General features: G+C 68.2%; 18 protein-coding genes and 1 tRNA gene. 13 read left to right on the top strand and 6 right to left on the bottom strand.

All coding sequences use genetic code 11. From position 1 onward, the window contains the following. Positions 1-161: 161 nt before the first annotated feature. The 11 genes from J2X52_RS12475 to J2X52_RS12425 all read left to right on the top strand — a co-directional run bounded on the left by J2X52_RS12475 (position 162) and on the right by J2X52_RS12425 (position 11,262). Entirely contained in the window at positions 162-1,172 is a 1,011-nt protein-coding gene (locus J2X52_RS12475) for an N-acetylornithine carbamoyltransferase (protein WP_310153762.1), read from the top strand. Positions 1,173-1,225: 53 nt separating this feature from the next. Further along, entirely contained in the window at positions 1,226-2,431 is a 1,206-nt protein-coding gene (locus J2X52_RS12470) for an argininosuccinate synthase (RefSeq protein ID WP_310153760.1), read from the top strand. Between the two features lie 68 nt (positions 2,432-2,499). Further along, the gene (locus tag J2X52_RS12465; RefSeq protein WP_310153757.1) at positions 2,500-2,856 is read left to right on the top strand and encodes a nuclear transport factor 2 family protein; all 357 of its coding nucleotides are present in this window, start codon (positions 2,500-2,502) and stop codon (positions 2,854-2,856) included. Between the two features lie 4 nt (positions 2,857-2,860). Next, positions 2,861-3,961, top strand: coding sequence for an acetylornithine deacetylase (locus J2X52_RS12460; protein WP_310153753.1), 1,101 nt, complete (start codon positions 2,861-2,863; stop codon positions 3,959-3,961). Between the two features lie 114 nt (positions 3,962-4,075). Continuing rightward, a complete protein-coding gene (locus tag J2X52_RS12455) occupies positions 4,076-5,341 on the top strand; it encodes an acetylglutamate kinase (RefSeq protein ID WP_310154043.1) in 1,266 nt (421 codons plus the stop codon). Further along, complete coding sequence (locus J2X52_RS12450; protein WP_310153750.1) at positions 5,342-5,968, top strand: GNAT family protein; 627 nt, start codon at positions 5,342-5,344, stop codon at positions 5,966-5,968. Next, complete coding sequence (gene argC, locus J2X52_RS12445) at positions 5,965-6,918, top strand: N-acetyl-gamma-glutamyl-phosphate reductase (protein WP_310153747.1); 954 nt, start codon at positions 5,965-5,967, stop codon at positions 6,916-6,918. The genes J2X52_RS12450 and argC overlap by 4 nt, the downstream gene beginning before the upstream one ends. Positions 6,919-7,015: 97 nt before the next feature. Then, positions 7,016-8,311 (top strand): argininosuccinate lyase, encoded by a 1,296-nt coding sequence (gene argH, locus J2X52_RS12440; protein WP_310153744.1) that lies wholly within the window; start codon positions 7,016-7,018, stop codon positions 8,309-8,311. Between the two features lie 28 nt (positions 8,312-8,339). Further along, complete coding sequence (locus tag J2X52_RS12435; RefSeq protein ID WP_310153741.1) at positions 8,340-8,597, top strand: YciI family protein; 258 nt, start codon at positions 8,340-8,342, stop codon at positions 8,595-8,597. Between the two features lie 13 nt (positions 8,598-8,610). After that, positions 8,611-9,759 carry a glutamate 5-kinase gene (proB, locus tag J2X52_RS12430; RefSeq protein WP_310153738.1) on the top strand — a complete coding sequence of 383 codons (1,149 nt, stop codon included), beginning with the start codon at positions 8,611-8,613 and terminating at the stop codon, positions 9,757-9,759. A 234-nt stretch (positions 9,760-9,993) separates the two neighbouring features. Further along, positions 9,994-11,262 carry a glutamate-5-semialdehyde dehydrogenase gene (locus J2X52_RS12425; protein ID WP_310153735.1) on the top strand — a complete coding sequence of 423 codons (1,269 nt, stop codon included), beginning with the start codon at positions 9,994-9,996 and terminating at the stop codon, positions 11,260-11,262. Position 11,263: 1 nt separating this feature from the next. On the opposite strand, the gene pgaD is transcribed toward J2X52_RS12425, so the two are convergent. From pgaD to J2X52_RS12395, 6 genes are all read right to left on the bottom strand, one after another. Beyond that, positions 11,264-11,704, bottom strand: coding sequence for a poly-beta-1,6-N-acetyl-D-glucosamine biosynthesis protein PgaD (pgaD, locus tag J2X52_RS12420; RefSeq protein ID WP_310153732.1), 441 nt, complete (start codon positions 11,702-11,704; stop codon positions 11,264-11,266). After that, positions 11,701-12,960 (bottom strand): poly-beta-1,6-N-acetyl-D-glucosamine synthase, encoded by a 1,260-nt coding sequence (gene pgaC / locus J2X52_RS12415; protein ID WP_310153729.1) that lies wholly within the window; start codon positions 12,958-12,960, stop codon positions 11,701-11,703. Before pgaC ends, pgaD begins: the two co-directional genes overlap by 4 nt. Before the next feature lie 4 nt (positions 12,961-12,964). Then, on the bottom strand, positions 12,965-14,857 hold the full coding sequence (pgaB, locus tag J2X52_RS12410) for a poly-beta-1,6-N-acetyl-D-glucosamine N-deacetylase PgaB (protein WP_310153725.1): 1,893 nt from the start codon (positions 14,855-14,857) through the stop codon (positions 12,965-12,967). Further along, on the bottom strand, positions 14,854-16,809 hold the full coding sequence (gene pgaA, locus J2X52_RS12405) for a poly-beta-1,6 N-acetyl-D-glucosamine export porin PgaA (protein WP_310153723.1): 1,956 nt from the start codon (positions 16,807-16,809) through the stop codon (positions 14,854-14,856). The genes pgaB and pgaA overlap by 4 nt, the downstream gene beginning before the upstream one ends. A gap of 473 nt (positions 16,810-17,282) precedes the next feature. Further along, positions 17,283-18,503, bottom strand: a complete 1,221-nt coding sequence (locus J2X52_RS12400; protein WP_310153720.1) for an MFS transporter — start codon at positions 18,501-18,503, stop codon at positions 17,283-17,285. Positions 18,504-18,608: 105 nt separating this feature from the next. Next, a tRNA-Pro gene (locus J2X52_RS12395) sits at positions 18,609-18,685 on the bottom strand. A gap of 197 nt (positions 18,686-18,882) precedes the next feature. Between J2X52_RS12395 and cydD the strand changes: the two genes are divergently transcribed. Beyond that, positions 18,883-20,625 carry a thiol reductant ABC exporter subunit CydD gene (gene cydD, locus J2X52_RS12390; protein WP_310153716.1) on the top strand — a complete coding sequence of 581 codons (1,743 nt, stop codon included), beginning with the start codon at positions 18,883-18,885 and terminating at the stop codon, positions 20,623-20,625. 11 nt (positions 20,626-20,636) lie between these two features. Next, positions 20,637-22,307: a thiol reductant ABC exporter subunit CydC gene (cydC, locus tag J2X52_RS12385; RefSeq protein ID WP_310154039.1), complete on the top strand. Its 1,671-nt coding sequence runs from the start codon at positions 20,637-20,639 to the stop codon at positions 22,305-22,307. The last annotated feature ends 206 nt before the right edge of the window (positions 22,308-22,513 follow it).

The raw sequence follows: 22,513 nt of genomic DNA, 5'->3' as shown, positions 1-22,513 counted from the left end.
CGACCGGAAGCCCACATCCTCCCGGGCTAGTCGGAACGTCGTTCGCGTATGCGTGCTGTTCTGCAGAAAACCCGGCCGGTGCCGGGTTTTTTCGTTTCCGAAACACCGGTTTCATCGATCCATCCGATCCTTCCTCCATCGCCTCCACGAGATTCCCACCGATGACCGCGATCCGACACTTCCTCAATACGCAGGACTGGTCCCGTCCCGACCTCGACGCCTTGTTGGCCGATGCCGCCCGCTTCAAGCGCGAGAAGCTCGGCGACGCGCTCAAGGGCAGGTCGATCGCGCTGGTGTTCTTCAATCCGTCGATGCGCACGCGCACCAGTTTCGAGCTCGGCGCGTTCCAGCTCGGCGGGCACGCCATCGTGCTGCAGCCGGGCAAGGATGCGTGGCCGATCGAATTCGATCTCGGCACAGTGATGGACGGCGACACCGAGGAGCACGTGGCCGAGGTCGCGCGCGTGCTCGGCCGCTACGTCGACATGATCGGCGTGCGCGCGTTCCCGAAGTTCGTCGACTGGTCGGTCGATCGCGAAGACAAGGTGCTCAAGGCGTTCGCGCAGTACTCGCCGGTGCCGGTCATCAACATGGAGACCATCACCCATCCCTGCCAGGAATTGGCGCACGCGCTGGCGCTGCAGGAGCACTTCGGCACCGCGGACCTGCGCGGCAAGAAGTATGTGCTGACCTGGACCTATCACCCCAAGCCGCTCAACACCGCGGTCGCGAACTCCGCGCTGACCATTGCCACGCGCTTAGGGATGGACGTGACCCTGCTGTGCCCGACGCCGGACTATGTGCTCGACGCGCGCTACATGGACTGGGCGGCGCAGAACGTCGCCGAAAGCGGCGGCTCGCTCAATGTGAGCCACGACATCGACAGCGCCTACGCCGGTGCTGACGTCGTCTACGCCAAGAGCTGGGGCGCGCTGCCGTTCTTCGGCAACTGGGCGCCGGAGAAGCCGATCCGCGACCAGTACCAGCACTTCATCGTCGACGAGCGGAAGATGGCGTTGACCAACAACGGCGTGTTCTCGCACTGCCTGCCGTTGCGCCGCAACGTCAAGGCCACCGATGCGGTCATGGATTCGCCGCAGTGCATCGCCATCGACGAAGCCGAGAACCGCCTGCACGTGCAGAAGGCGGTCATGGCGACCCTGATGCGCTGACGCGCACACCGCACTTCTTCCGAATTCTTTTCCGCATCCCCACGGACATCTCCATGACCAGCGCCCACACCTCCCGCGACATCGTCCTCGCCTTCTCCGGCGGCCTCGACACCAGCTTCTGCGTGCCCTACCTGAAAGAGCAGGGCTGGACCGTGCACACCGTGTTCGCCGACACCGGCGGCGTCGATGCCGAAGAGCGTGCCTTCATCGAGCAGCGTGCGGCCGAACTCGGCGTCGCCAGTCACGTCACCGTCGATGGTGGTCCCGCGATCTGGGACGGTTTCGTCAAGCCCTTCGTCTGGGCCGGCGAGGCCTACCAGGGCCAGTACCCGCTGCTGGTGTCGGACCGCTATCTGATCGTCGACGCCGCGCTCGCGCGCGCCGCCGAACTGGGCACCAACGCGATCGCGCACGGCTGCACCGGCATGGGCAACGACCAGGTGCGCTTCGACCTGGCGGTCAAGGCGCAGGGCGAGTACCGCATCGTGGCGCCGATCCGCGAGATCCAGAAGGAACACACGCAGACGCGCGCCTACGAACAGGCGTATCTGGAGGAGCGCGGCTTCGGCGTACGCGCCAAGCAGCAGGCCTACACGATCAACGAGAACCTGCTGGGTCTGACGATGTCCGGCGGCGAGATCGACCGCTGGGAAGCGCCGGGCGAGGGTGCCCGTGGCTGGTGCGCGCCGCGTGCCGAATGGCCGGAAGCGCCGTTGCAGGTCAAGGTCCGCTTCGAGCAGGGCACGGCCGTCGCGCTCGATGGTGAAACGCTGCCGGGCGCGCAGATCCTGGCGAAGCTCAACGCCCTGTTCGCGCCCTACGGCGTGGGCCGCGGCGTCTACACCGGCGACACCGTGATCGGCCTCAAGGGCCGCATCGTGTACGAGGCGCCGGGCCTGGTCTCGCTGCTCGCCGCGCATCGCGCGCTCGAGGAAGCGGTGCTGACCAAGCAGCAGAACCGCTTCAAGCCCGAAGTCGCGCGCAAGTGGACCGAGCTGGTCTATGAAGGATTCTTCCACGATCCGCTCAAGGCCGACATCGAAGCCTTCCTCGAATCCTCGCAGGCCAAGGTCACCGGTGAGGTGGTGCTGGAAACTCGCGGCGGCCGTGTCGACGCGGTGGCGGTAACCTCGCCGCACATCCTCAACGCCAAGGGCGCGACCTATGCGCAGTCGGCGGACTGGGGCGTCGAAGAAGCCGAGGGCTTCATCAAGCTGTTCGGCATGAGCAGCACGCTCTACGCGCAGGTCAATCGCTGAGCATGTCTGCCGCGGCGGAACGCGCGTTCCGCACAGCGGCGGCAGTGAACCTCCAGGGCGCACCGTCGATGTCCGATCCCACCATCCCCGTCGCGCGGCAGTTCGAGGCGTACAACCGCCACGACCTGCCGGCATTCGTCGCGTGTTTCGCCGCGGATTTCCAGGCGTTCCGCATGCCCGCGCTGCAGCCGTCGCTGCAGGGCATCCGGGCGCTGGAGGCGTTCTATGCCGAGCATCGCTTGAATAATCCGGCACTGCGCGCCGAGCTGATCTCGCGCACGGTGCTCGGCAGGCTGGTGTTCGATCACGAACGCATTCACGGCCTGCAGGCGCAGCCGATGGACAGCATGGCGGTGTTCGAGGTCGAAGACGCGCTGATCAAGACCGCCTGGTTCTATGTGTCCGACGCGCCATACTCGACGTGAAGCCATGACCGACCTGCTCAGCCAGACCCTCGACCATCTCGAGCAGCTGGTGTCCTTCGACACCCGCAATCCACCGCGTGCGATCCAGGCCGAGGGCGGGATCTTCGATTACATCCGTGGCCAGCTGCCGGGTTTCGAGGTCGAAGTGATCGACCACGGCGACGGCGCGGTGAGCCTGTTCGCGATGCGCGGTACGCCGACGGTGTTGTTCAACGTGCATCTGGATACGGTGCCCGACTCGCCGGACTGGAGCGCCGATCCGCATGTGATGCGACGTCTCGACGATCGTGTCGTCGGGCTCGGCGTCTGCGACATCAAGGGTGCGGCAGCGGCGCTGATCGCGGCGGCCAATGCCGGCGGCGGCGACGCGGCGTTCCTGTTTTCGTCGGACGAGGAGGCCAACGATCCGCGCTGTATCGCCGCCTTTCTTGCGCGCGGACTGCAGTTCGAGGCGGTGCTGGTCGCCGAGCCGACGAATTGCGAAGCGGTGCTCGCGCATCGCGGTATCAGTTCGGTGCTGATGCGCTTCGCAGGCACTGCGGGGCATGCATCCGGCAAGCAGGATCCGGCGGCCAGCGCCTTGCACCAGGCGATGCGCTGGGGCGGACGCGCGCTCGACCATGTCGAGTCGCTGGCGCATGCGCGCTTCGGCGGCCTGACCGGCCTTCGCTTCAACATCGGCCGGGTCGAAGGTGGCATCAAGGCCAACATGATCGCGCCGGCCGCCGAACTGCGTTTCGGTTTCCGGCCGTTGCCGTCAATGGATGTCGATGCGTTGCTCGAGACCTTCGCCGGATTCGCGCAGCCGGGCGCCGTGCATTTCGAGGAAACCTTCCGTGGTCCGAGCCTGCCGTCGGGTGACATCGATCGCGCTGAAGACCGCCGGCTTGCCGCACGCGATATCGCCGACGCCTTCGATCTGCCAATCGGCAATGCCGTCGATTTCTGGACCGAGGCGTCGCTGTTCTCCGCAGGCGGGTACACCGCGCTGGTCTACGGCCCGGGCGACATCGCCCAGGCACATACCGGCGACGAGTTCGTGATGCTCGAACAACTGCAGTGCTATGCCGATTCGGTGCACCGGATCATCAACGGCAATCATTGATCGCCAACGCCGATTCATTCCCATGCGTCATCCACGCCCAACCGATTGCAGCCCGTGAACATTCCCGCGACCCACGTCCAGACCCGTCAGACCATCGTGCGCCTGCTCTCGAGCATGGCCAGCGCGAAGGAAATCAGCCAGTACCTCAAGCGCTTCTCGCAGCTCGACGCCAAGCGCTTCGCCGTGGTCAAGGTCGGCGGCGCGGTGCTGCGCGACGAACTCGACGATCTGACGTCCTCGCTGTCGTTCCTGCAGGAAGTCGGCCTCACGCCGATCGTGCTGCACGGCGCCGGCCCGCAGCTGGACGCAGAACTCGCCGCAGCCGGCATCGAGAAGCAGACGGTTGGCGGCCTGCGTGTCACTACGCCCGAGGCGCTGGCGATCGTGCGTCGTGTGTTCCAGGCCGCGAACCTGCGTCTCGTCGAGGCCCTGCAACGCAACGGCGCGCGCGCGACCTCGATCACCGGCGGCGTGTTCGAAGCGACGTATCTCGACCAGGCGACCTACGGCCTGGTCGGTGAAGTGAGCGCCGTGAACCTCGCGCCGATCGAAGCCAGCCTGCAGGCCGGCTCGATCCCGGTGATCACCAGCCTGGGCGAAACCGCGTCGGGCCAGATCCTCAACATCAATGCCGATTTCGCCGCCAACGAACTCGTGCGCGAACTGCAGCCCTACAAGATCATCTTCCTCACCGGCACCGGCGGTCTGCTCGATGCCGACGGCAAGGTCATCGATTCGATCAACCTGTCGACCGAGTACGACCACCTGATCGAGCAGCCGTGGATCCACGGCGGCATGAAGGTCAAGATCGAACAGATCAAGGCGCTGCTCGAAGGCCTGCCGATGGCCTCGTCGGTGTCGATCACGCGGCCGGCGGATCTGGCCAAGGAACTGTTCACCCACAAGGGCTCGGGCACGCTGGTGCGTCGCGGCGAACGTGTGCTGCGGGCCGTCGACTGGTCGGAGCTGGATCTGGAACGGCTCAAGTCGCTGATCGAATCGAGCTTCGGCCGTCAACTCGCGCCGGACTACTTCGAGCGCACGCCGTTGCTGCGTGCCTACGTTAGCGAGAACTACCGCGCCGCGGTGATCCTGACCGACGCCGAGGACACGGTGTACCTGGACAAGTTCGCGGTACTCGACGATGCGCAGGGCGAAGGTCTCGGCCGCGCGGTCTGGAACGTGATGCGCGAGGAAACGCCGAAACTGTTCTGGCGCTCGCGCCACCACAACCAGGTCAACATCTTCTATTACGCCGAGTCCGACGGCTGCATCAAGCAGGAGAAATGGAAAGTGTTCTGGTACGGCCTCGACGGGTTCGAACAGATCCAGCGCTGCGTCGCGCATTGCGCGACCCGCCCGCCGACGCTGGTGGGCTGAGTGGGCGAACGCACCGCCGACGCTGTGTGGTCACGGACGCCGACACTGACCGGTCGTCATGTCTCGCTGGTGCCCCTGGCGCCGGCGCATGCCGACGCGCTCGCGACGGTGTCGCGCGACAGCGCGATGCACACGGTCTGGTACACCAGCGTGCCCGCGCCGGATGACGTGCCGCGCTACATCGACAAGGCGCTCGACGCGCAGGCGGCAGGCGACGCGCTGGTGTTCGCGGTGCTGGATGCCGGCGGCAGCGTCGTCGGCAGCACGCGCTTCTACGATCTCGATCCCACCGTGCCCAAGCTCAAGATCGGCTATACCTGGTACGCACCGCGCGTGCAGCGCACCGGTCTCAACACCGAAGCCAAGCGAACGATGCTTGCGCACGCATTCGATGTGCTCGGTTGCGTGTCGGTGTCGTTCGAGACCAGCTGGTTCAATCACGCCTCGCGCGCTGCCATCGCGCGTCTCGGCGCGAAACAGGATGGCGTGCTGCGCCATCACGCGCGGCATGCCGATGGTTCGTTGCGCGACACGGTGGTGTTTTCGGTGATCGACGCCGAGTGGCCCGCCGTCCGTCGCCATCTCGGTTTCAAACTCGACACGTTCAAGCTGGATAGCCATCCATGAGCACATCTCCCATCCGCCTCGGCATCGTCGGCGCGCGCGGCCATACCGGCCGGGAACTGATCCGTCTCGTCGCCGCGCATCCGGGCCTCGACCTGGCGTTCGTGTCCTCGCGCGAGCTCGACGGTCAGCGCGTCGCCGGTCACAACGACGGTTTTGCGGGTGAGTTGCGCTTCGAAAGTCTCGATGCCGACGCGGTCGCCGCCAAGGGCGTCGACGCGGTGATCCTCGCGCTGCCCAACGGCAAGGCCGCACCGTTCGTCGCCGCGATCGATGCCGTGAGACCCGACACCGTGATCGTCGACCTGTCGGCCGATTACCGCTTCGACGCCGGCTGGTACTACGGCCTGCCGGAACGCACCCGTACGCAGTACGCCGGCCAGCGCCGGATCAGCAATCCGGGCTGCTACGCCACCGCGATGCAGCTGGCGATCGCGCCGCTGGTCGAACATCTCGCCGGCCCGCCGCAGTGCTTCGGCGTGTCCGGCTACTCGGGCGCGGGCACCACGCCGTCGGACAAGAACGATACCGCGCTGCTGGCCGACAACCTGATGCCGTATGCGCTGACCAACCACGTGCACGAGCGCGAGGTGTCGAAGCAGCTGTCACTGCCGGTCGAGTTCATGCCGCACGTCGCGCCGCATTTCCGCGGCATCACGATGACGGTGAACCTGTGGCTCTCGGCCCCGATGTCGCGCGATGCGGTCAAGGCGCTGTACGAGGCCCGCTATGCCGACGAGCCGCTGGTCGAGGTCATCGACGACGCGCCGTGGGTCAGCCGCATCGCCGGCCGCCACGGCGCGCAGATCGGTGCGTTCACGATGGCGCCGGGAAATGGTCGCGTCGTCGTCGTGGCGACGCTCGACAACCTGCTCAAGGGCGCGGCGACGCAGGCGATGCAGAACCTCAACCTCGCGCTGGGTTTCGACGAGCTGACGTCGATTCCGCATTGATTTTCAATGTAGGAGCGCGCTTGCGCGCGAACGCGCTTCACCGGCACAGCCTCATCGCGCGCGAGCGCGCTCCTACAGTTCCTGCAAGGACACCGACATGAGCACTCTCCTCTGGCAAAAGCCCGGCGTCGCCGTCGACACGCAGATCCAGGCGTTCCTCGCCGGTGACGACGTGATCCTCGACCGCGAATTCTTCCTGCACGACATCGCCGCGAGCGCCGCGCATGCCGAAGGCCTGCAGCGCGTCGGCATCCTCTCAAACGACGAGCTCGACGGGCTCAAGCGCGAACTCGCCACGCTGGCTGACGACTTCCGCAGCGGTGCCTTCGTGCTCGACGCGCGCTTCGAGGACGGCCATTCGGCGATCGAGGACCGGTTGACCGAACGCCTCGGCGATGCCGGTCGGCGCATCCACACCGGCCGCAGCCGCAACGACCAGGTGCTGGTCGCCACGCGCCTGTGGCTGAAGGAAAAGCTCGCGCGTTTGGCTGCGCTCTCGCGCGAGATCGCGACGGTCGCGCTCGACCGCGCCGAAGCGGAAGCAGAGCTGCCGATTCCCGGCTACACGCACATCCAGCGCGCCGTGCTGTCCTCGGGCGGCATGTGGTGGTCGGGCTGGGCTGAGGCCTTCATCGACGATGCTGTACGTGCGCGCGACACGCTCGCGCTGATCGACTGCAATCCGCTCGGCACCGCGGCCGGCTACGGCGTGAACCTCGCACTCGATCGCGACCACACCACAGCCGCACTCGGCTTCGCGCGGCTTCAGGTCTCGCCGGTCTATGCGCAGCTGTCGCGTGGCAAGTTCGAACTCGCCGCATTGGAGGCGCTGGGCAGCGCGACGCTGGACCTGCGTCGTCTGGCCTGGGACCTGTCGCAGTTCACCAGCGCCGAATACGGCTTTGTCGCGCTGCCGGCGCAGTACACCACCGGCAGTTCGATCATGCCGAACAAGCGCAATCCTGATGTCGTCGAGCTGATGCGCGCCACGCACGCCAGCGTCGCCGCGGCGCGCACCGAGATCGAACAGCTGCTGTCGCTGCCGTCGGGCTACCACCGCGACCTGCAGAGTTCCAAGGGCGCGATCTTCCACGGCTTCGGTCGTGGACTCGCGGCGCTGGAACTGCTGCCGGCGCTGCTGGCGAACCTGGAGTGGCGCGAGGACCGCCTGCGCGCCGCGGTCGATTCGGGCATGTACGCGACCGACGTCGCCGTGGAAGCCGCGATTGCCGGCGTGCCGTTCCGCGAGGCCTATCAGGCCGCCGCGGCCAGCGCCGACACGGCCGGGCAGGGGCGCACGCCGGAAGGCAGCCTCGCCGCACGCACCTCGCCGGGCGGCGCGGCCGACCTGCGTCTGGACACGCTGCGTGCGCGCTGGGACGCACTGGCCTGACCTTCGGTCCAACCGTGAAGCCGCCGACATGAAACGCTTTCTCGTCATCGCGATGCGTCGCCCGGACTTCGATGCATCCGTCGTCGCGCCGCATCAGGCTTTCCTCGATGACCTGCGTGCGCGTGGTCTGCTGGACATGACCGGCGGCTTTGCGGACGGCACCGGCGGTGCGTATTTGTTGAGCGGAATCGAGACATTGGCCGAGGCGCAGGCGATCGTCGCGGCTGACCCGCTGGCACTGCAGAATGCGAGCGAGCTCGTCGTCCACGAGTGGAACACCCGCTGAGCGCAGCCGACCGATGCATGTGCCCGACACCGACGCGTTTCCCGAGCAACCGCTGCCGCCCTGGCGGCGTGCGGTGCTCAAGGTCGGCAGCAGCCTGCTGGCGGCCGACGGCGGTGGTCTGTCGGACCAGTACGCCGCGGCGCTGGCCGGCTTCGTCCGCGCGAGCCATGCCGCGGGGCGCGAGATCGTCGTGGTGTCGTCAGGCGCCGTCGCGGCGGGCCGCGCGATCCTGCATGCGAATCCCGCGCCCGGCGCGCCGATGGCCGAGCGCCAGGCACTGGCCGCACTGGGCCAGGCGCGGCTGACCGGCTTCTGGCAGGGATTCTTCGAACGCCCGGTCGCGCAGGTGCTGCTGACCCACGACGACCTGCGCAATCGCCGTCGTTATCTCAATGCACGTGCCACGCTGACCGCGCTGCTGCGCCACGGCGCGCTGCCGGTGGTCAACGAGAACGACACGGTCTCGGTCGACGAGCTCAAGCTCGGCGACAACGACAACCTCGCCGCGATCGTCGCCGCGCTGGTCGATGCGGACGTGCTGTTCATCGCCACCGATATCGATGGCCTGTTTGATGCGGATCCGCGCATCGAACCGCACGCGCGGCCGATGCCGGTCGTGGCGAAGATGAGTGCCTCACTGCTGGCAGTCGCTGGCGGCGCCGGCAGCAATGTCGGCACCGGCGGCATGCGCACCAAGCTCGAAGCCGCGCAGCGCGCCGCATCGGCGGGCGTCGCGACGGTGCTGTTCAACGGCCGCCGCGCGGACGTGCTCGAAGGTCTCGCCCATGACCGCCTGCGCGGGACACGGATCCATCCACTGCGCACGCGCATGGCCGCGCGCAAGCACTGGCTGCAGAACGCACCGGCGGAGGCCGGCGCGATTCTCGTCGACAGCGGCGCCGCGAATGCGATGGTCGAGAAGGGCGCCTCGCTGTTGCCCGGGGGCGTGCTCGCCGCCGAAGGCCAGTTCCGGCGCGGCGATCTGGTCTCGGTGGTGCTGCGCGATGGTGAAGCGCGCGAGCCGATCGCACGCGGCGTGACCCAGTACTCGGCCGATGACATCCGCCGGATCGCGCGGCGGCACTCGCGTGATATCGAGGCGACGCTGGGTTACAGCTATGGCGAGACGATCGTGCATCGGGATGATCTAGTGCTGGTTTGACGGATCGACGGAATGATCGAGGGCCGTCATCCCGGCGAACGCCGGGATCCAGCGACTCAGGTCTGATCTCGTAAATCGTCAAGTCGAAGTCTCTGGATTCCGGCATTCGCCAGAATGACGATTCCAGGTATTTCCTGCGCTGACAGATGAGTGGCTCCGTCAGTTGCCACCGCAAGCGTCGCGCACGTTGCCGCATCGCGCTAAGTTGTCGCACCCCACATCACAGCCACATCCATGAGCGAGATCCGAACCGCCGCCTTGGCCTGCCGCGATGCCGCCGCCCAGTTGGCGATGCTCGATACCGATGCGCGCAATGCGTTACTGCGCGGAATGGCCGATGCGCTCGACACGCGGGCCGACGCGATCCTCGCCGCGAATGCACGCGACATCGAGGCCGCGGAGACGCGCGGCATCACCGGCGCGTTGCTCGACCGTCTGCGTCTCGACGCATCCCGGCTCGCGGGCGTCTCCGCCGCGATCCGCGACGTCGCCGATCTGCCGGATCCGGTCGGCCAGATCACCCGCGACGATGTGCGTCCGAACGGCATCCGCGTGCGCAAGGTACGCGTGCCGTTGGGCGTGATCGCGATGATCTACGAGGCGCGGCCGAACGTGACCGCCGATGCCGCGGCGCTGTGCATCAAGGCCGGCAATGGCGTGATCCTGCGCGGTGGCAGCGAGGCGATCCATTCGAACACTGCGATCGCGGATGCGCTGCGCGGGGCGATCGCGGCGCAGGGCATCGGCGCCGATGTGCTGACCCTGGTTACTGACCTGCGCCGCGAGACGATGCTCGAACTGCTGCAGCTCAGTGACATCGTCGATCTCGCGATTCCGCGTGGCGGCGAAGGCCTGATCCGCTTCGTCGCCGAGCACGCGCGCGTGCCGGTGATCAAGCACTACAAGGGCGTCTGCCATCTGTTCGTCGATGCCAGCGCCGATCCCGACCTCGCGCTGCGCCTGCTGCTCGACGGCAAGACAGGCCGGCCCAGCGCCTGCAATGCGCTGGAAACGCTGCTGGTGCACGCGGACATCGCCGATGTCTTCGTGCCGCGGGCGATCGCAGCCTTGCAGCAGCGGGGCGTGGAGGTCCGCGGTGATGCGCAGATCGCCGCGCGCGCGGGCGGCATCGTGCCGATCGGCGAAGACGATGACGCCGCCGAATTTCTCGATCTGGTGATTGCTGCGCGCGTCGTCGATTCGATCGATGCCGCACTGGCGCACATCCGGCGATTCGGATCCGACCACACCGAAGTCATCGCCACACGCGACGACGTCAATGCGCAGCGCTTCATCGCATCGCTCTGTTCGGCCGTCGTCATGGTCAATGCCTCGTCGCGCTTCAGCGATGGCGGCGAACTCGGACTGGGCGCGGAGATCGGCATCTCCACCACGCGTCTGCACGCCTACGGACCGATGGGCCTGGAGGCGCTGACCGTCGAGCGCTTCGTCGTCGACGGGGCGGGGCAGGTGCGGCACGTCGAAAACGCGACCGCGCCCTGAGTCAGCTGCCGGTCGTCGCCGCGACAGGATTCGCGTCGTCGTCGAGCGCGAGCTGCACGATGCGTCCTTCGCGCAGCTTGGTCGCCAGGGCCGCGCTCGCGCCGAGGGCGACGCGGACCTCTTCGTCGTCGATCGGCACGCGGCGCTTGCGGCGATCCGCTTTCGAGAAGCGCACACGGTTGTACTCCGCCCAGCCGAGCAGCAGCAGGCTGCAGACCAGGGCGATCACCGGCAACGCGAGCAGCAGGAACGCGTCGATCTCGTTGTCGTTGAGATACAGCCGCAGATAGGCCGTGCGCACGCCGACGAACCAGGCGACGGCCGTGATCAGTGGCACCCAGAGCCAGGCATAGATCGTCCATGCCGCGGCCGTGAGCGCGCCGGAAGCGAAGCGCTTGCGTGGCCGACGCGCGGGCATGTGGTCGATGATGGGTGGGGTCATGCGGGAGCTCCTCGATCGGGACTGGTCCAGACGGCGCGGCGACGACGGCGCAGCAGCGTGCGCGGAAAGGCGACGACGGCGGTGAACATGCCGAGCATCCAGAAGGCGATCGGATACCAGATCACCCAGTAGAAGTGCCGGGCCATCCTGCTTTCGTAGCGGCGCTCGATCATCAGGCTGGTGGCGAACTGCAGCATGCAGACGAAGGCGAGCACCACGCCATGCCAGCGCGGCAGCATCGTCTCCACGTGCCAGGCCGGTGGCAGGGTCACGAACATGCCGACCAGCCACAACACGATGATCGTCAGCATCACGTAGGCCCAGGCCAGGCTCAGCATGTATTCGAGCAGGACGCCCCACATGCGGCGCTTGCGCCACGCCAGCACGCTGCGGCCATGGCTCAGCAGGACTTCCACGCCGCCGCAGGCCCAGCGCAGCCGCTGCGACCACAACCCGCGCAGGGTTTCCGGCATCAGGATCCAGCACAGCGCGTTGGGCTCGTAGCGGATGTCCCAACCGGCCATCTGCAGGCGCCAGGAAATGTCGATGTCCTCGGTGACCATCTGGTCTGACCAGTAGCCCACGTCGTGCAGCGCGGTGCGGCGGAACGCGCAGATCACGCCCGAGATCGTGAACAGCCGCCCGTAAGTCCGCTGGGCACGCTTGATCAGGCCGATGATCGCGGAGAACTCGCCGATCTGCATGCGGCCCAGAAGCGTGGTGCGATTGCGGATGCGCGGGTTGCCGGTGACTGCGCCCACGCGCGGGCCGTCGATCAGATGGCCGACCATCCAGCGCACCGCATGCGGATCGAGCATGGCATCGGAATCCACGCAGACCAGGTAATCCGACGCGGCCGCCAGCGTGCCCATGCGCAGCGCGTTGGCCTTGCCCTGGTTTTCCGCCAGATGCACCACGCGCAGCCGCGGATGGTCGGCGACCAGCGCGTCGAGCAGTTCCCGCGTGCGGTCGCTGCTGCCGTCATTGATGGCGATGATCTCGAAATCCGGATACATCTGCGCCGACAGCGCGGTGATCGTCGAGACGATGTGGTCCTCTTCGTTGAAACAGGGCACCAGCACCGAAACGAACGGCGTATGCGGCATCGGCGGCGGCGCGTCGGGCCTGGGCGCATTGCGCTCGCGCCGCAGGTAGTAATAGACGCCGCCGGTCATCCAGAAGAACGCCATGATGATCGGGTAGAAGAACGCGAAATTGAACATCCAGCGCGTCCACGCAATCGAAGACCAGTCCATCGGCTCAGCGCTCCAGGTAGGGGAAGGCGCGCGCGGACATCGCGTCGCGCGCGTCCTCGAGCGTCGGCTGATTGCCGATGAAATCGTCGGGGTAGTAGCCCAGGTGACGGATGCCGGCCGCCTGCAGCATTCGCGACTGCGCGCGCAGCGTGTCGCCCGGCAACGGCGCGGGCACGCGCCAGTCGACGGTCTGCAGTTCGAACAGCGTGCGTTCGACGCCGTCGGGTGTGGCACGCACCGCAGCGGCGAGCGTACGAAGCCACGCCTGCGGATCGTCGGCCTGCTCCATGTGCGGCATCGCCATCAGTGCAGTGGTGTCGTAGGCGGCGAGAAAGGGCTCGAGCCGCTGCGCGAACCAGGCTTCGGATGCCGGCTCCAGCACCGGCCGCGCGAACAGGTTGCGCGCGGTCATGAGCTTGGGCCGCCAGCGCTGGGCCGCCGTCTTGAGCGCCATCGTGAAGTCGATCAGGCCCTGCGTGCGCGCGGCCGGTACGCCACCGCCGTAGCCGGGAATCTCGTCGTCGCGCAGGTAGGCGTCGTCGTGGAACAGCAGGCCGTCGAAATGGCTGTTCGCGGCGAGTTCGGCATAGATGTCCGAGACGATGTCGAGCGTGCGCGGATCGCCAGGATCCAGTCGTGGAATCTCGTTCTCGCCGGTCGCGACGATCTGCAGGTCGCGTTGCAAGGCCGGGTCGGCCAGTTTGAAGCCGAGCACCGGCATCCACGCATAGACCCGCACCTGCGCGCGCGTGCGCAGCTGCCAGGCGACGCGGTTGAACAGGTCGGCGCGCACCGGCATGTGCCGGCTGGGGAAGTACACCGCTTCGGCGGCGCCGTCGCCGTCGGGATCGGCGAACGCCTGCAGCCACACGTGGCTCGGGCCGATGTCCTGGATGCGCTGCACCAGCACGTCGACATTGCGCGCCAGCTGCGTCGGATCCGCGTCGTAGACGTAGTCGAGATCCACCTGGATCGCGCGCATGCCATCGAGCGACAGATCACGGCGCAGTTCGCCGGCGAGATCACGCACGTCCGGATTACCGTGCATCAGCAGCCGCGCGAGGCTCGCCAGTGAGGCCTGGTCGGCGTGGTCCTCGCCCTGCAGGCCGAGGTCGGTTTCCTGCGCGCGGCCTTCGAGGTCGAACGACAGGTCCATGCCGAGCGCGGTGGCGATGCCGTTGGCGACATCGTTGTAGGCGGCGTAGGGCCACACGATCACGCGCGGCGCCTGGCCGACGTTGCGTTCGATCAACGTCCGGCTGGCCTGCAGGTCGGCTTCGATGCGCGCACGCCACGCGTTCTCGCTTTCATAGCCGCTGCCCTCGCTCCAGATGCGTGTGACCGCGGCCGGGGTCTGGTTGCCGAACGGGTTGCCCTGCAAGCCGCGATGCAGATCGTGGCTGTGTGAGCCGATCTCGATCAGGCCGCTGGCGTGCATCTCGCGCAGCTGCGCCCAGGTCAGGAAATCACCGGTGGTGAAATCCCGCGTGCCGTAGGGCACGGCCTGGTCGGCCGGCAGTTCGACCCAGCTGGTCACCGGCGCCACCAGTGCCGGCCAGTTGTAGGCACGCAGCAGCGGAAACACGTGGGTGTAGACGCTGCGCAGGCCGTCGTCGAAGGTCAGCAGCACTGCCTTGTTCGGCAAGGTGCCGCGGCCTGCGCGCGCCTCGATGACCTGCCGCACACTGACCGCCTGATAGCCGTGCGCGCGCAGCCAGTCGAGGTGCTGGGCGAAGTTGGTTGTCGACACCGCGTAGGGATCGGGGTCGCCCTTCGGTGCGACATCGTCGCGGATGTCGTGGTAGCTGAGCACCAGCAGCGAGGCCTGTGCCGGCGAGAAGACGGACAGCAGCGCTAGCAGCACCGCCGCGATCCAGATGCGCGTGGACGTGATCATCGTGCACCTCCCCAGCGCAGCTCGACATCGAAGGCGACGCGTTGCTCGTGCAGCCCGTCATAGACCGGCCGTGACCACGCCACGCCGTATTCCAGTTCGTGGCCGTCGCGCAGCCACAGATGGCGATAGCCCAGCGACGGCACCCAGTGCGTGCCGGCGCCCTGCTGCCGGTACGGACCGGCCATCACCTCGACGCGCTGCTGGAAGGCGGTCTCGTAACGCCGCCAGGTGATGTGGTCCAGGCGCAGACCGACGTTCGCCGACGCGTCGCGTTCTGGATTGAAGTAGCCCACCGTGTCGCCGCGCGAGCCGCGACTGGTGTAGGCCGACAGCAGGCCGTCGACCATCAGGTGCGGGCGCGTGAGCAGGCGCTGCGAGGCATCGACGCCGAGCTGGTCGCGCGTATTGCCGTCGTCGTAGCGCAACCGCGACAGCCGGCCCTGCAGCGCGAAGGTGTCGCTGGGGAAATAGGACGCGGTGAGCGTCGCGCTGTCGGCATCGATGCCGAGGCGGCGCGCCTGCAGCGACGTGTCCTGCGCGTTGCGCGCGAGTTCCACGCCGGTGCGCCAGGCATCGTTGAAGCGCCAGTCGGCGCCGAGCGTCCAGGTCGCACCGCTGGATGCACCGCTTGCCGCGCCGAGCGTCGCCCAGGCACCGAGACGGTCGTGGCGGTACCAGGTGCCGACACCCGCCGCGCGATGCCGCACGCGGCCGTCGATGAAATCGGCCCAGTCTTCGAGCGCGAACACGCCGACGCGCCAGCGGTCGTCGATCAGCGGCGACCGCACTTCGAGCGCCCAGCCACCGTCGCGACTGCCGAACGGCGAGATCGAGGTGCCCGCGCCGTCGCGTTGCCGGCTGCGCCCGCGGTTTGCCGACAGCGTGGCCTGGACGCCGCGGTGGCGGTCCAGATCGCGTTCCACACGATCCAGCCGGGGATCCTCGGGATGCGCCCGCTGCAAGGTGGTCAGCGCATCGCGCGCTGCGTCGATGCGGGCGAGGGCGGTCAGCGCCCCGACGCGGCCGGCGAGGGCGTCGCGGTCCTGCGGCGCCATGGTGAGTGCCATCTCGTAGCGTTCCAGTGCGGCGGACGGGCGTGACCTGCGCGACTGCACCGCGCCGTAGGCGGCCTGCAGGCCCGGATTGTTCGGGCCGATGCCGGCCAGTGACTGCAGCATCCGTTCCGCACGTGCGTTGTCGTTGGCGTAGGAGTGCGCAAGCGCGTGATTGAGGTCGGCGCTGTAGCGGTCCCAGTTCTCGTAGCCGCGCAACGCGCCGGGCTGGTGCGGCCAGGCGGCCTGCGATTCGGCCAGGCTCTCGAGTAGCGGCAGGGCGCGATCGAAGCGCTCGGTTTCGATAAAGGCGTAGCCCAGCAGGATGCGGGCGTTGATGTCGTGCGGCGCATGGGTGATCGCGGTTTCCAGTACCGGAATGGCGTCGGCCGGGCGGCGCAGGGCCAGCAGCGAATCGCCGACGGTGCCGAGGATGTAGGCCGGCACTTCGATGCCCTCGTCGAGCAGTGCCTGATAGCCGGCCACCACAGCCTCGTGCTGCTGCAGATGGTTCAACGCCGACAACGCGTCGACGCGCAGGCGCGTGGATTCCCAATTGGTTTGGCGCGGCGCACCGCGTTGCAGCGCTTCGAGTTCGGCGAGCGCGGCGCGCGATTCGGCGAGGCGGGCGTCGGGCGTTTCCGGCTCGACCCGGCCCCAGCCAATCGCGCGGGCGACCGCATCGCCCTCGATCCGCTCGCGCTCGTGATCCGCGAACAGGTGCGGACGCTGACGCATCGATTCGACCGCGAGTCGCGAGCTGCCCAGATCAGTAAGGATCAACACCCGCAGGCGGAAGGCATCGTCGTCATCGGGTGCGGCCGCAAGCCGGCGCTCCACGACCAGCAACGCTTCCGCCGGTCGGTCCTGTGTACGCAGCTGCTCCGCCTGGCTGCGCACTGCAGGATCAGAGGCCGCGAAGGCCGGGCCGGCGAGTGACCCGGCGAGGCAGGCAAGCGCCAGGGCATGGCGCAGTGCGCGTGTGCGCGGTGCAGGCGGGCGGGAGGAAACGGCACTGCAGGGGCGAACTCGCACGGCATCTCGCTTGGCGTCAGCCGCGCAGTGCGCAGCGGGAGGCGGGATGCTGGAGACAGGAAAGTCGCGGTCGCGTATGTTCAGGCAATGCCGGGACGTGTTTTTGAGGAAGATCCGTGCATCAGATGGGTCAAGATAGGAGCCGAATCGGCGAACTTCCGAACAGATTCAGCAGCTTGAGAAAATTCTCAACCGGACCTGTACGGGAAATTCCGTGACGTATGTATCACTTTTAAAGTGATCGCATTCAGCCAATCCGCGTCGAAATGCGCGTCAAGGCGGTCGTCCACATATCTGCTGCCGCATCACACCGGATGCCGCCGCACCGTCGACCAGGGTCACCAGGTGTCCTCGAGCCAACGCGGCCTGCAGGCCAGCCAGCCGCCGACCACCAGCACTGCAACCGCGACGGCCAGCATCGCGAACGGCCAGTGCCAGCCGCGGGTCGCGTCATGCAGGACGCCGAACAGTAGCGGGCCGGCGCAGCTGAGCGCGTAGCCCGTGCCCTGCATGAAGCCCGACAACGCCGCCGAGCCGACCGGCGTGCGCGTGCGCAGATTGATCAGGGTGAGCGCCAGCGGAAAGGTGCTGGGGCCGAGGCCCAACAGGATCACCCACAGCACCGGCGCGGCCATCGGCGCGAACAGCAGGCCGGCGAAGGCCGTCAGGTGACAGCACGCGCACAGCAGCACGATCACGAAGGGGTTGCGCATACGCACCGCGATCGACGGCATGCCGAGCGCGCCGAGCAGGCCGAGCGTGGAGAACAGCGCGACCATCGTGCCGCCGAAGGCGGGGGAGGCGCCGGCCTCGGTCAGCAGCAGCGGCAGCCAGGTGAACATCGCGTAGGTGATCAGCGAGGTCATGCCGAACATCAAGGCCATGCCCCAGGCGATCGGCGAACGCCAGGCGCGCCCGGCTGATGCGGCAACGGCGTGCGGGTCGACGATCGGCGCAGGCGGGGCGAGCGCCTCGCGATGGCGCAGCAGCAGCCACAACCAAGGCACCGCGGCCACGAACGCGGTGAGCGACCAGATGCCCAGGGCGAAGCGCCAGCTGGTTGCATCGGCGAGCGGGACCGCGAGCAATGCCGGCAGCATCGTGCCGAGCTGCAGCACGGTGATGTAGAGGGTGCTGATCGCGCCCACGCGCGTCGGAAACCAGCGTTTGACCAGTGGCGGCAGCACCACGTTGCCGATGCCCATGCCGGCCAGCGCGATCGCGGCGCCGAGGCCCAGCACACCGACGCTGTCGGCGAGTGAGCGCAGCACCAGGCCGCCGCCCGCCAGCGACATCGCCAGCAATGCGGTGCGCTCGAGTCCGATGCGGCGGATCAGCGCCGGGGTGACGACGCCGAAGACCGCGAACGCTGCGGTCGGCAGCATGCCGAGCAGGCCGGCGGTGGTGGAGCCGAATCCGAACACCGTGCCGAGCACGTCCAGCAGCGGTGTCAGCGATGTCACCGCGGTGCGCAGGTTGAACGCCGACAGGGCGATGCCGGCCAGCACCAGCGCGGGCAGCAGACGGGACGCGGGATGCGCGATGGGGCGCGAAGTCATGGCGGCGGGGGAACCATCCATCGCCGTGAACCGGGCACGGCCGTGAAAACGAAAAAAACCGGCGCGAGGGCCGGTTTTCGATATCACCTACCGCATGACTGCGGATGGTCGGGGAGACAGGATTCGAACCTGCGACCTCTACGTCCCGAACGTAGCGCTCTACCAGACTGAGCTACACCCCGAAGGTGAGCCGCGCATTCTACTGATGCACCCGCGGGGAGGGCAAGCACTTCGTGAAGGGAATTTTGCGTCCGCGTGTCGCCGGCGATGGCGACCGCGTTCCCGACGCGGCGGGCTGCGATACTAGCGCTCGCGATACCGATGTGCGGTGTCCGCGTTCCGGAACCTGCATGTCCGTCCCCCGCATGACCACATCCGCATGAGCGCGCCCTTGCCGGACACGACAGCGGAGGCGCGCCGCCAGCGCACCCGCTGGCTCGACACGCAGCTCGCACCGTGGCGCACGCGTCATCGCCGCGCCTGCGCCTGTCAGGTATTGGCCGGCTGGCTGTGGATTCCCCAGGCCGCCGCGATCGCCTGGGCGCTCGATGCCTTGTTGTTCGCGCGCGCCGGGCTCGACGCCCTGCATGCGCCATTGATGCTGCTGGCCGCGACGCTGCTCGTGCGCATGCTGCTGGTGTGGGCGGGGCAGCGGCTGCAGGCGGATGTCGTCGAGTCCGTACTCGCACGCGTGCGCGCCGGTCTTGCCGGCGCCGTCGCCGAGCGTGGTCCGGTGTGGTTGCGTGGCCGACGCAGCGGCGCACTGGTCGCGCTGTCGACCGGGCACGTCGATGCGACTGCCGGCTATTACGGCGGCTATCTGGTGGCGCGCGCCGAACTCGCACTGGTGCCGGTGGCGATTCTGATCGCCGTCTTCGCCGCCGACTGGATCGTCGGCCTGGTGTTGCTGTTGACCGCGCCGCTGGCGCCGATCTTCATGATGCTGATCGGCATGGGCGCCGAGACCGCCGGTCGCCGCCAGCTGGCCGCACTCGCGCGCGCCGGTGCGCATTTCACCGACCGCTTGCGCGGACTGGACCTGATCCGCGTCTATGGCCGCGGCGACGCGGAACTGGCGCAGGTTGGCGAGGCGACCGAGACCATCCGGGTGCGCAGCATGCGTGTGCTGCGGATCGCGTTCCTGTCATCCGCCGTTCTGGAGTTCTTCGCGTCGGTCAGCGTGGCCCTGGTCGCGGTGTATTTCGGTTTCACGTATCTGGGCATGCTCGACCTGCGTGGCGTGACCCTGCCGCTGTCGACCGGCCTGTTCTGTCTGCTGCTCGCCCCGGAGTTCTACGCACCGATGCGGCGGTTGGCGGCGAACTACCACGACCGCGCGAACGCGCTGGCAGCGGTGGCGGAGATCGAAGCGGCGTTCGATGGGCTGCCGATGATCGCTTCGGGTTCGCTCCTTCCCTCACAAGTGGGGGAAGGTTGGGATGGGGGCGAGGCTTGCGTGCGCGCAGAAATCCATCCCTCGCAATCGTCCCAGCCATCCGCCGTCCGCGTTTCAGACATCACCCTGCGCCATCCTCAAGCCCGCACCCCCGCACTGCAGCACGTATCGCTGGAAGTCGAACCCGGCGCGCGCCTCGCCCTCGTCGGCCCCAGCGGTTCCGGCAAGAGCACGCTGCTCGACGCGCTGGCCGGCTGGCTGACGCCCGAATCCGGACGTATCGACATCGCCCCTGGCACGCGCATCGCGCTCGCCGGCCAGCGGCCGTGGCTGTTCCACGGCAGCATCGCCGACAACCTGCGCATCGGCGCGCCCGACGCCAGCGATGCCGAGCTCGCCGAGGCGGCGCGCGTGGCGCAGGTGACCCGATTCGTGTCGCAGTTGCCCGACGGCATGGACACGGTGATCGGTGAGCGCGGGTTCGGCCTGTCGGGCGGCGAGGCGCGCCGCGTGGCACTGGCCCGCGCGTTGCTGCTGCGTCCGCAGGTGCTGCTGCTCGACGAGCCCACGGCGTTCCTCGATCCGGCGACCGAAACCGCGCTACTGGCCGCGCTGGATGCCCATCTGCCGGGTTGCACCGTCATCGTCGCCACCCACAGCGAGGCGGTGATGGCCTGGGCGGGCACGCAATGGCACGTGCCCGTACCAGTGGAGGTCGCACAGTGAGCGGTCAGGACCTGAGCCGCATCCAGTCCACACGGTTGCTGCTGCGCGGCCATCGCCGCGGCGTGCTGCTTGCCGTTGCGCTGATGCTGCTGACACTGCTGGCCGGCGTCGGGCTGCTCGGCGTGTCGGGTGCGTTTCTCACCGGCGCGGCGCTGACCTACGGCGTGCTCGGCAGCTTCAATTTCTTCACCCCGTCGGCCGGCATTCGTGGTCTGACGCTGGCGCGCATCGTCTCGCGCTATCTGGAAAAACTGCTGGGCCACGACACGATGCTGCGCATCGCGCGTGATCTGCGCAGTTGGTTTTTCGCCCGCGCGCTGCGTCTGAGTCCGGCGCAGCTGGGCCGCCTGCGCACCGGCGATCTGCTCGCCCGGCTGCTCGACGACATCGATGCCGTCGACGGCCTGCTGCTGCGCGCGACCGGGCCACTGCTGGCCTTGCTCGGTATCGGCGTGCTCGGACTTGGTGTCGTCGCCTGGCTGCATCCGCCCAGTGCGGCGTGGCTGGCGTTGATCGCGGTACTGCTCGCGATCGTCGTGCCGGCGTGCGTGGCCTGGCGCCGTGCGGCGGAGGAATCCCTGCGCGCGCAACGACGCGCCGCGCTGCGCGCACGCCTGCACGAACTCTACGAAGGCCGCGCCGATCTCGCCGCGCTCGACGCGACCGCCGGCTGGCTCGCGCGCGTGGAGGCAGACGCGAATGACATCGCCGATCTCGAGCGCACGCGCCGTCGTCGCCTGGCCGATGCGCAGGCCCTGCACGGCGGTATCGCCGCGGTCGGACTGCTCGGTCTGCTGTGGAGCGTCGCCACCGGCTTCACCGCCGGCGCGCTGCCGGCCGCGCATGCCGCAGCCATCTTCTTCATCGCGATCGGATTGTTCGAGGCCTGGGCCGGAGCAGGCCTCGCCTGGCAGGCGCTGCTTGCCGCGCGCGCCTCGATCACGCGTCTCGATGCGGTGGCCGGCGCATCGCCTGCAGTGCAAGACCCCGCGCAACCCGTCGCAGTGCCGGCCCATGGCGCGTTGCGCTTCGAGGACGTGCGCTTCGCCTGGGCAGCAGATGCACGTCCGGTGCTGGATGGGCTGGATCTGAGCATCGCCCCCGGCGAGCGCATCGCGATCAGCGGCGACAGCGGCGCCGGAAAATCCACACTGAGCGCGCTGCTGCTGCGCAGCGCCGAAGCGCAAGCCGGGCAGGTGACCTGGGCGGGCGTAGACCTGCGCGCGATGGCGCAGGCGGACTGGTACGCGCGCATTGCCTGGCTGCCACAGAACGCCCCGGTGTTCGCCGGTCGCGTGCGCGACAACCTGATGTTCGGCGCGCCGCAGGCCGATGACGCGACGCTGTGGGCGATGCTCGCGCAAGTGCGGCTCAAGGGCTGGGCCGAGCGGATCGGCGGTCTCGATGCCTGGGTCGGCGAGGCAGGCGTCACAATGTCGGCCGGTCAGGCCCGGCGCCTGGCCCTGGCGCGCGCACTGCTGCGCGATGCGCCGCTGGTGGTGCTCGACGAGCCGACCGAAGGCCTCGACCACGACACCGCCGACGCGCTGCTGCGCGAACTGCCTGAACTGCTGGCCGGCCGCAGCCTGCTGTTGATCACCCACGGCGCGCTGCCGCCCGGCCTCGTCGACCGGCATCTGTGGCTGCGTGATGGGCGCCTGCATGATGCGGATCCCGTGTAGGAGCGGGGGGGGGGGGGCGGGGGGGGGGGGGGGGGGGGCGGCCCCCCCCCCCCCCCCCCCCCCCCCCCCCCCCCCCCCGCGGGGGGGGGGGGGGGGGGGGGGGGGGCCCCCACGATCCGATTTCGGATTGTCGCCGTAGGCGATAGGCGAAACGTTCAACGTTCTTCGCCTGATAAGGCGATCTCCTGTCCCAACCGCTTTGCCCC

The organism is Luteimonas sp. 3794, from assembly GCF_031456825.1.
Classification (GTDB): Bacteria; Pseudomonadota; Gammaproteobacteria; order Xanthomonadales; family Xanthomonadaceae; genus Luteimonas.
This window is presented reverse-complemented; position numbering and strand designations above follow the sequence as displayed.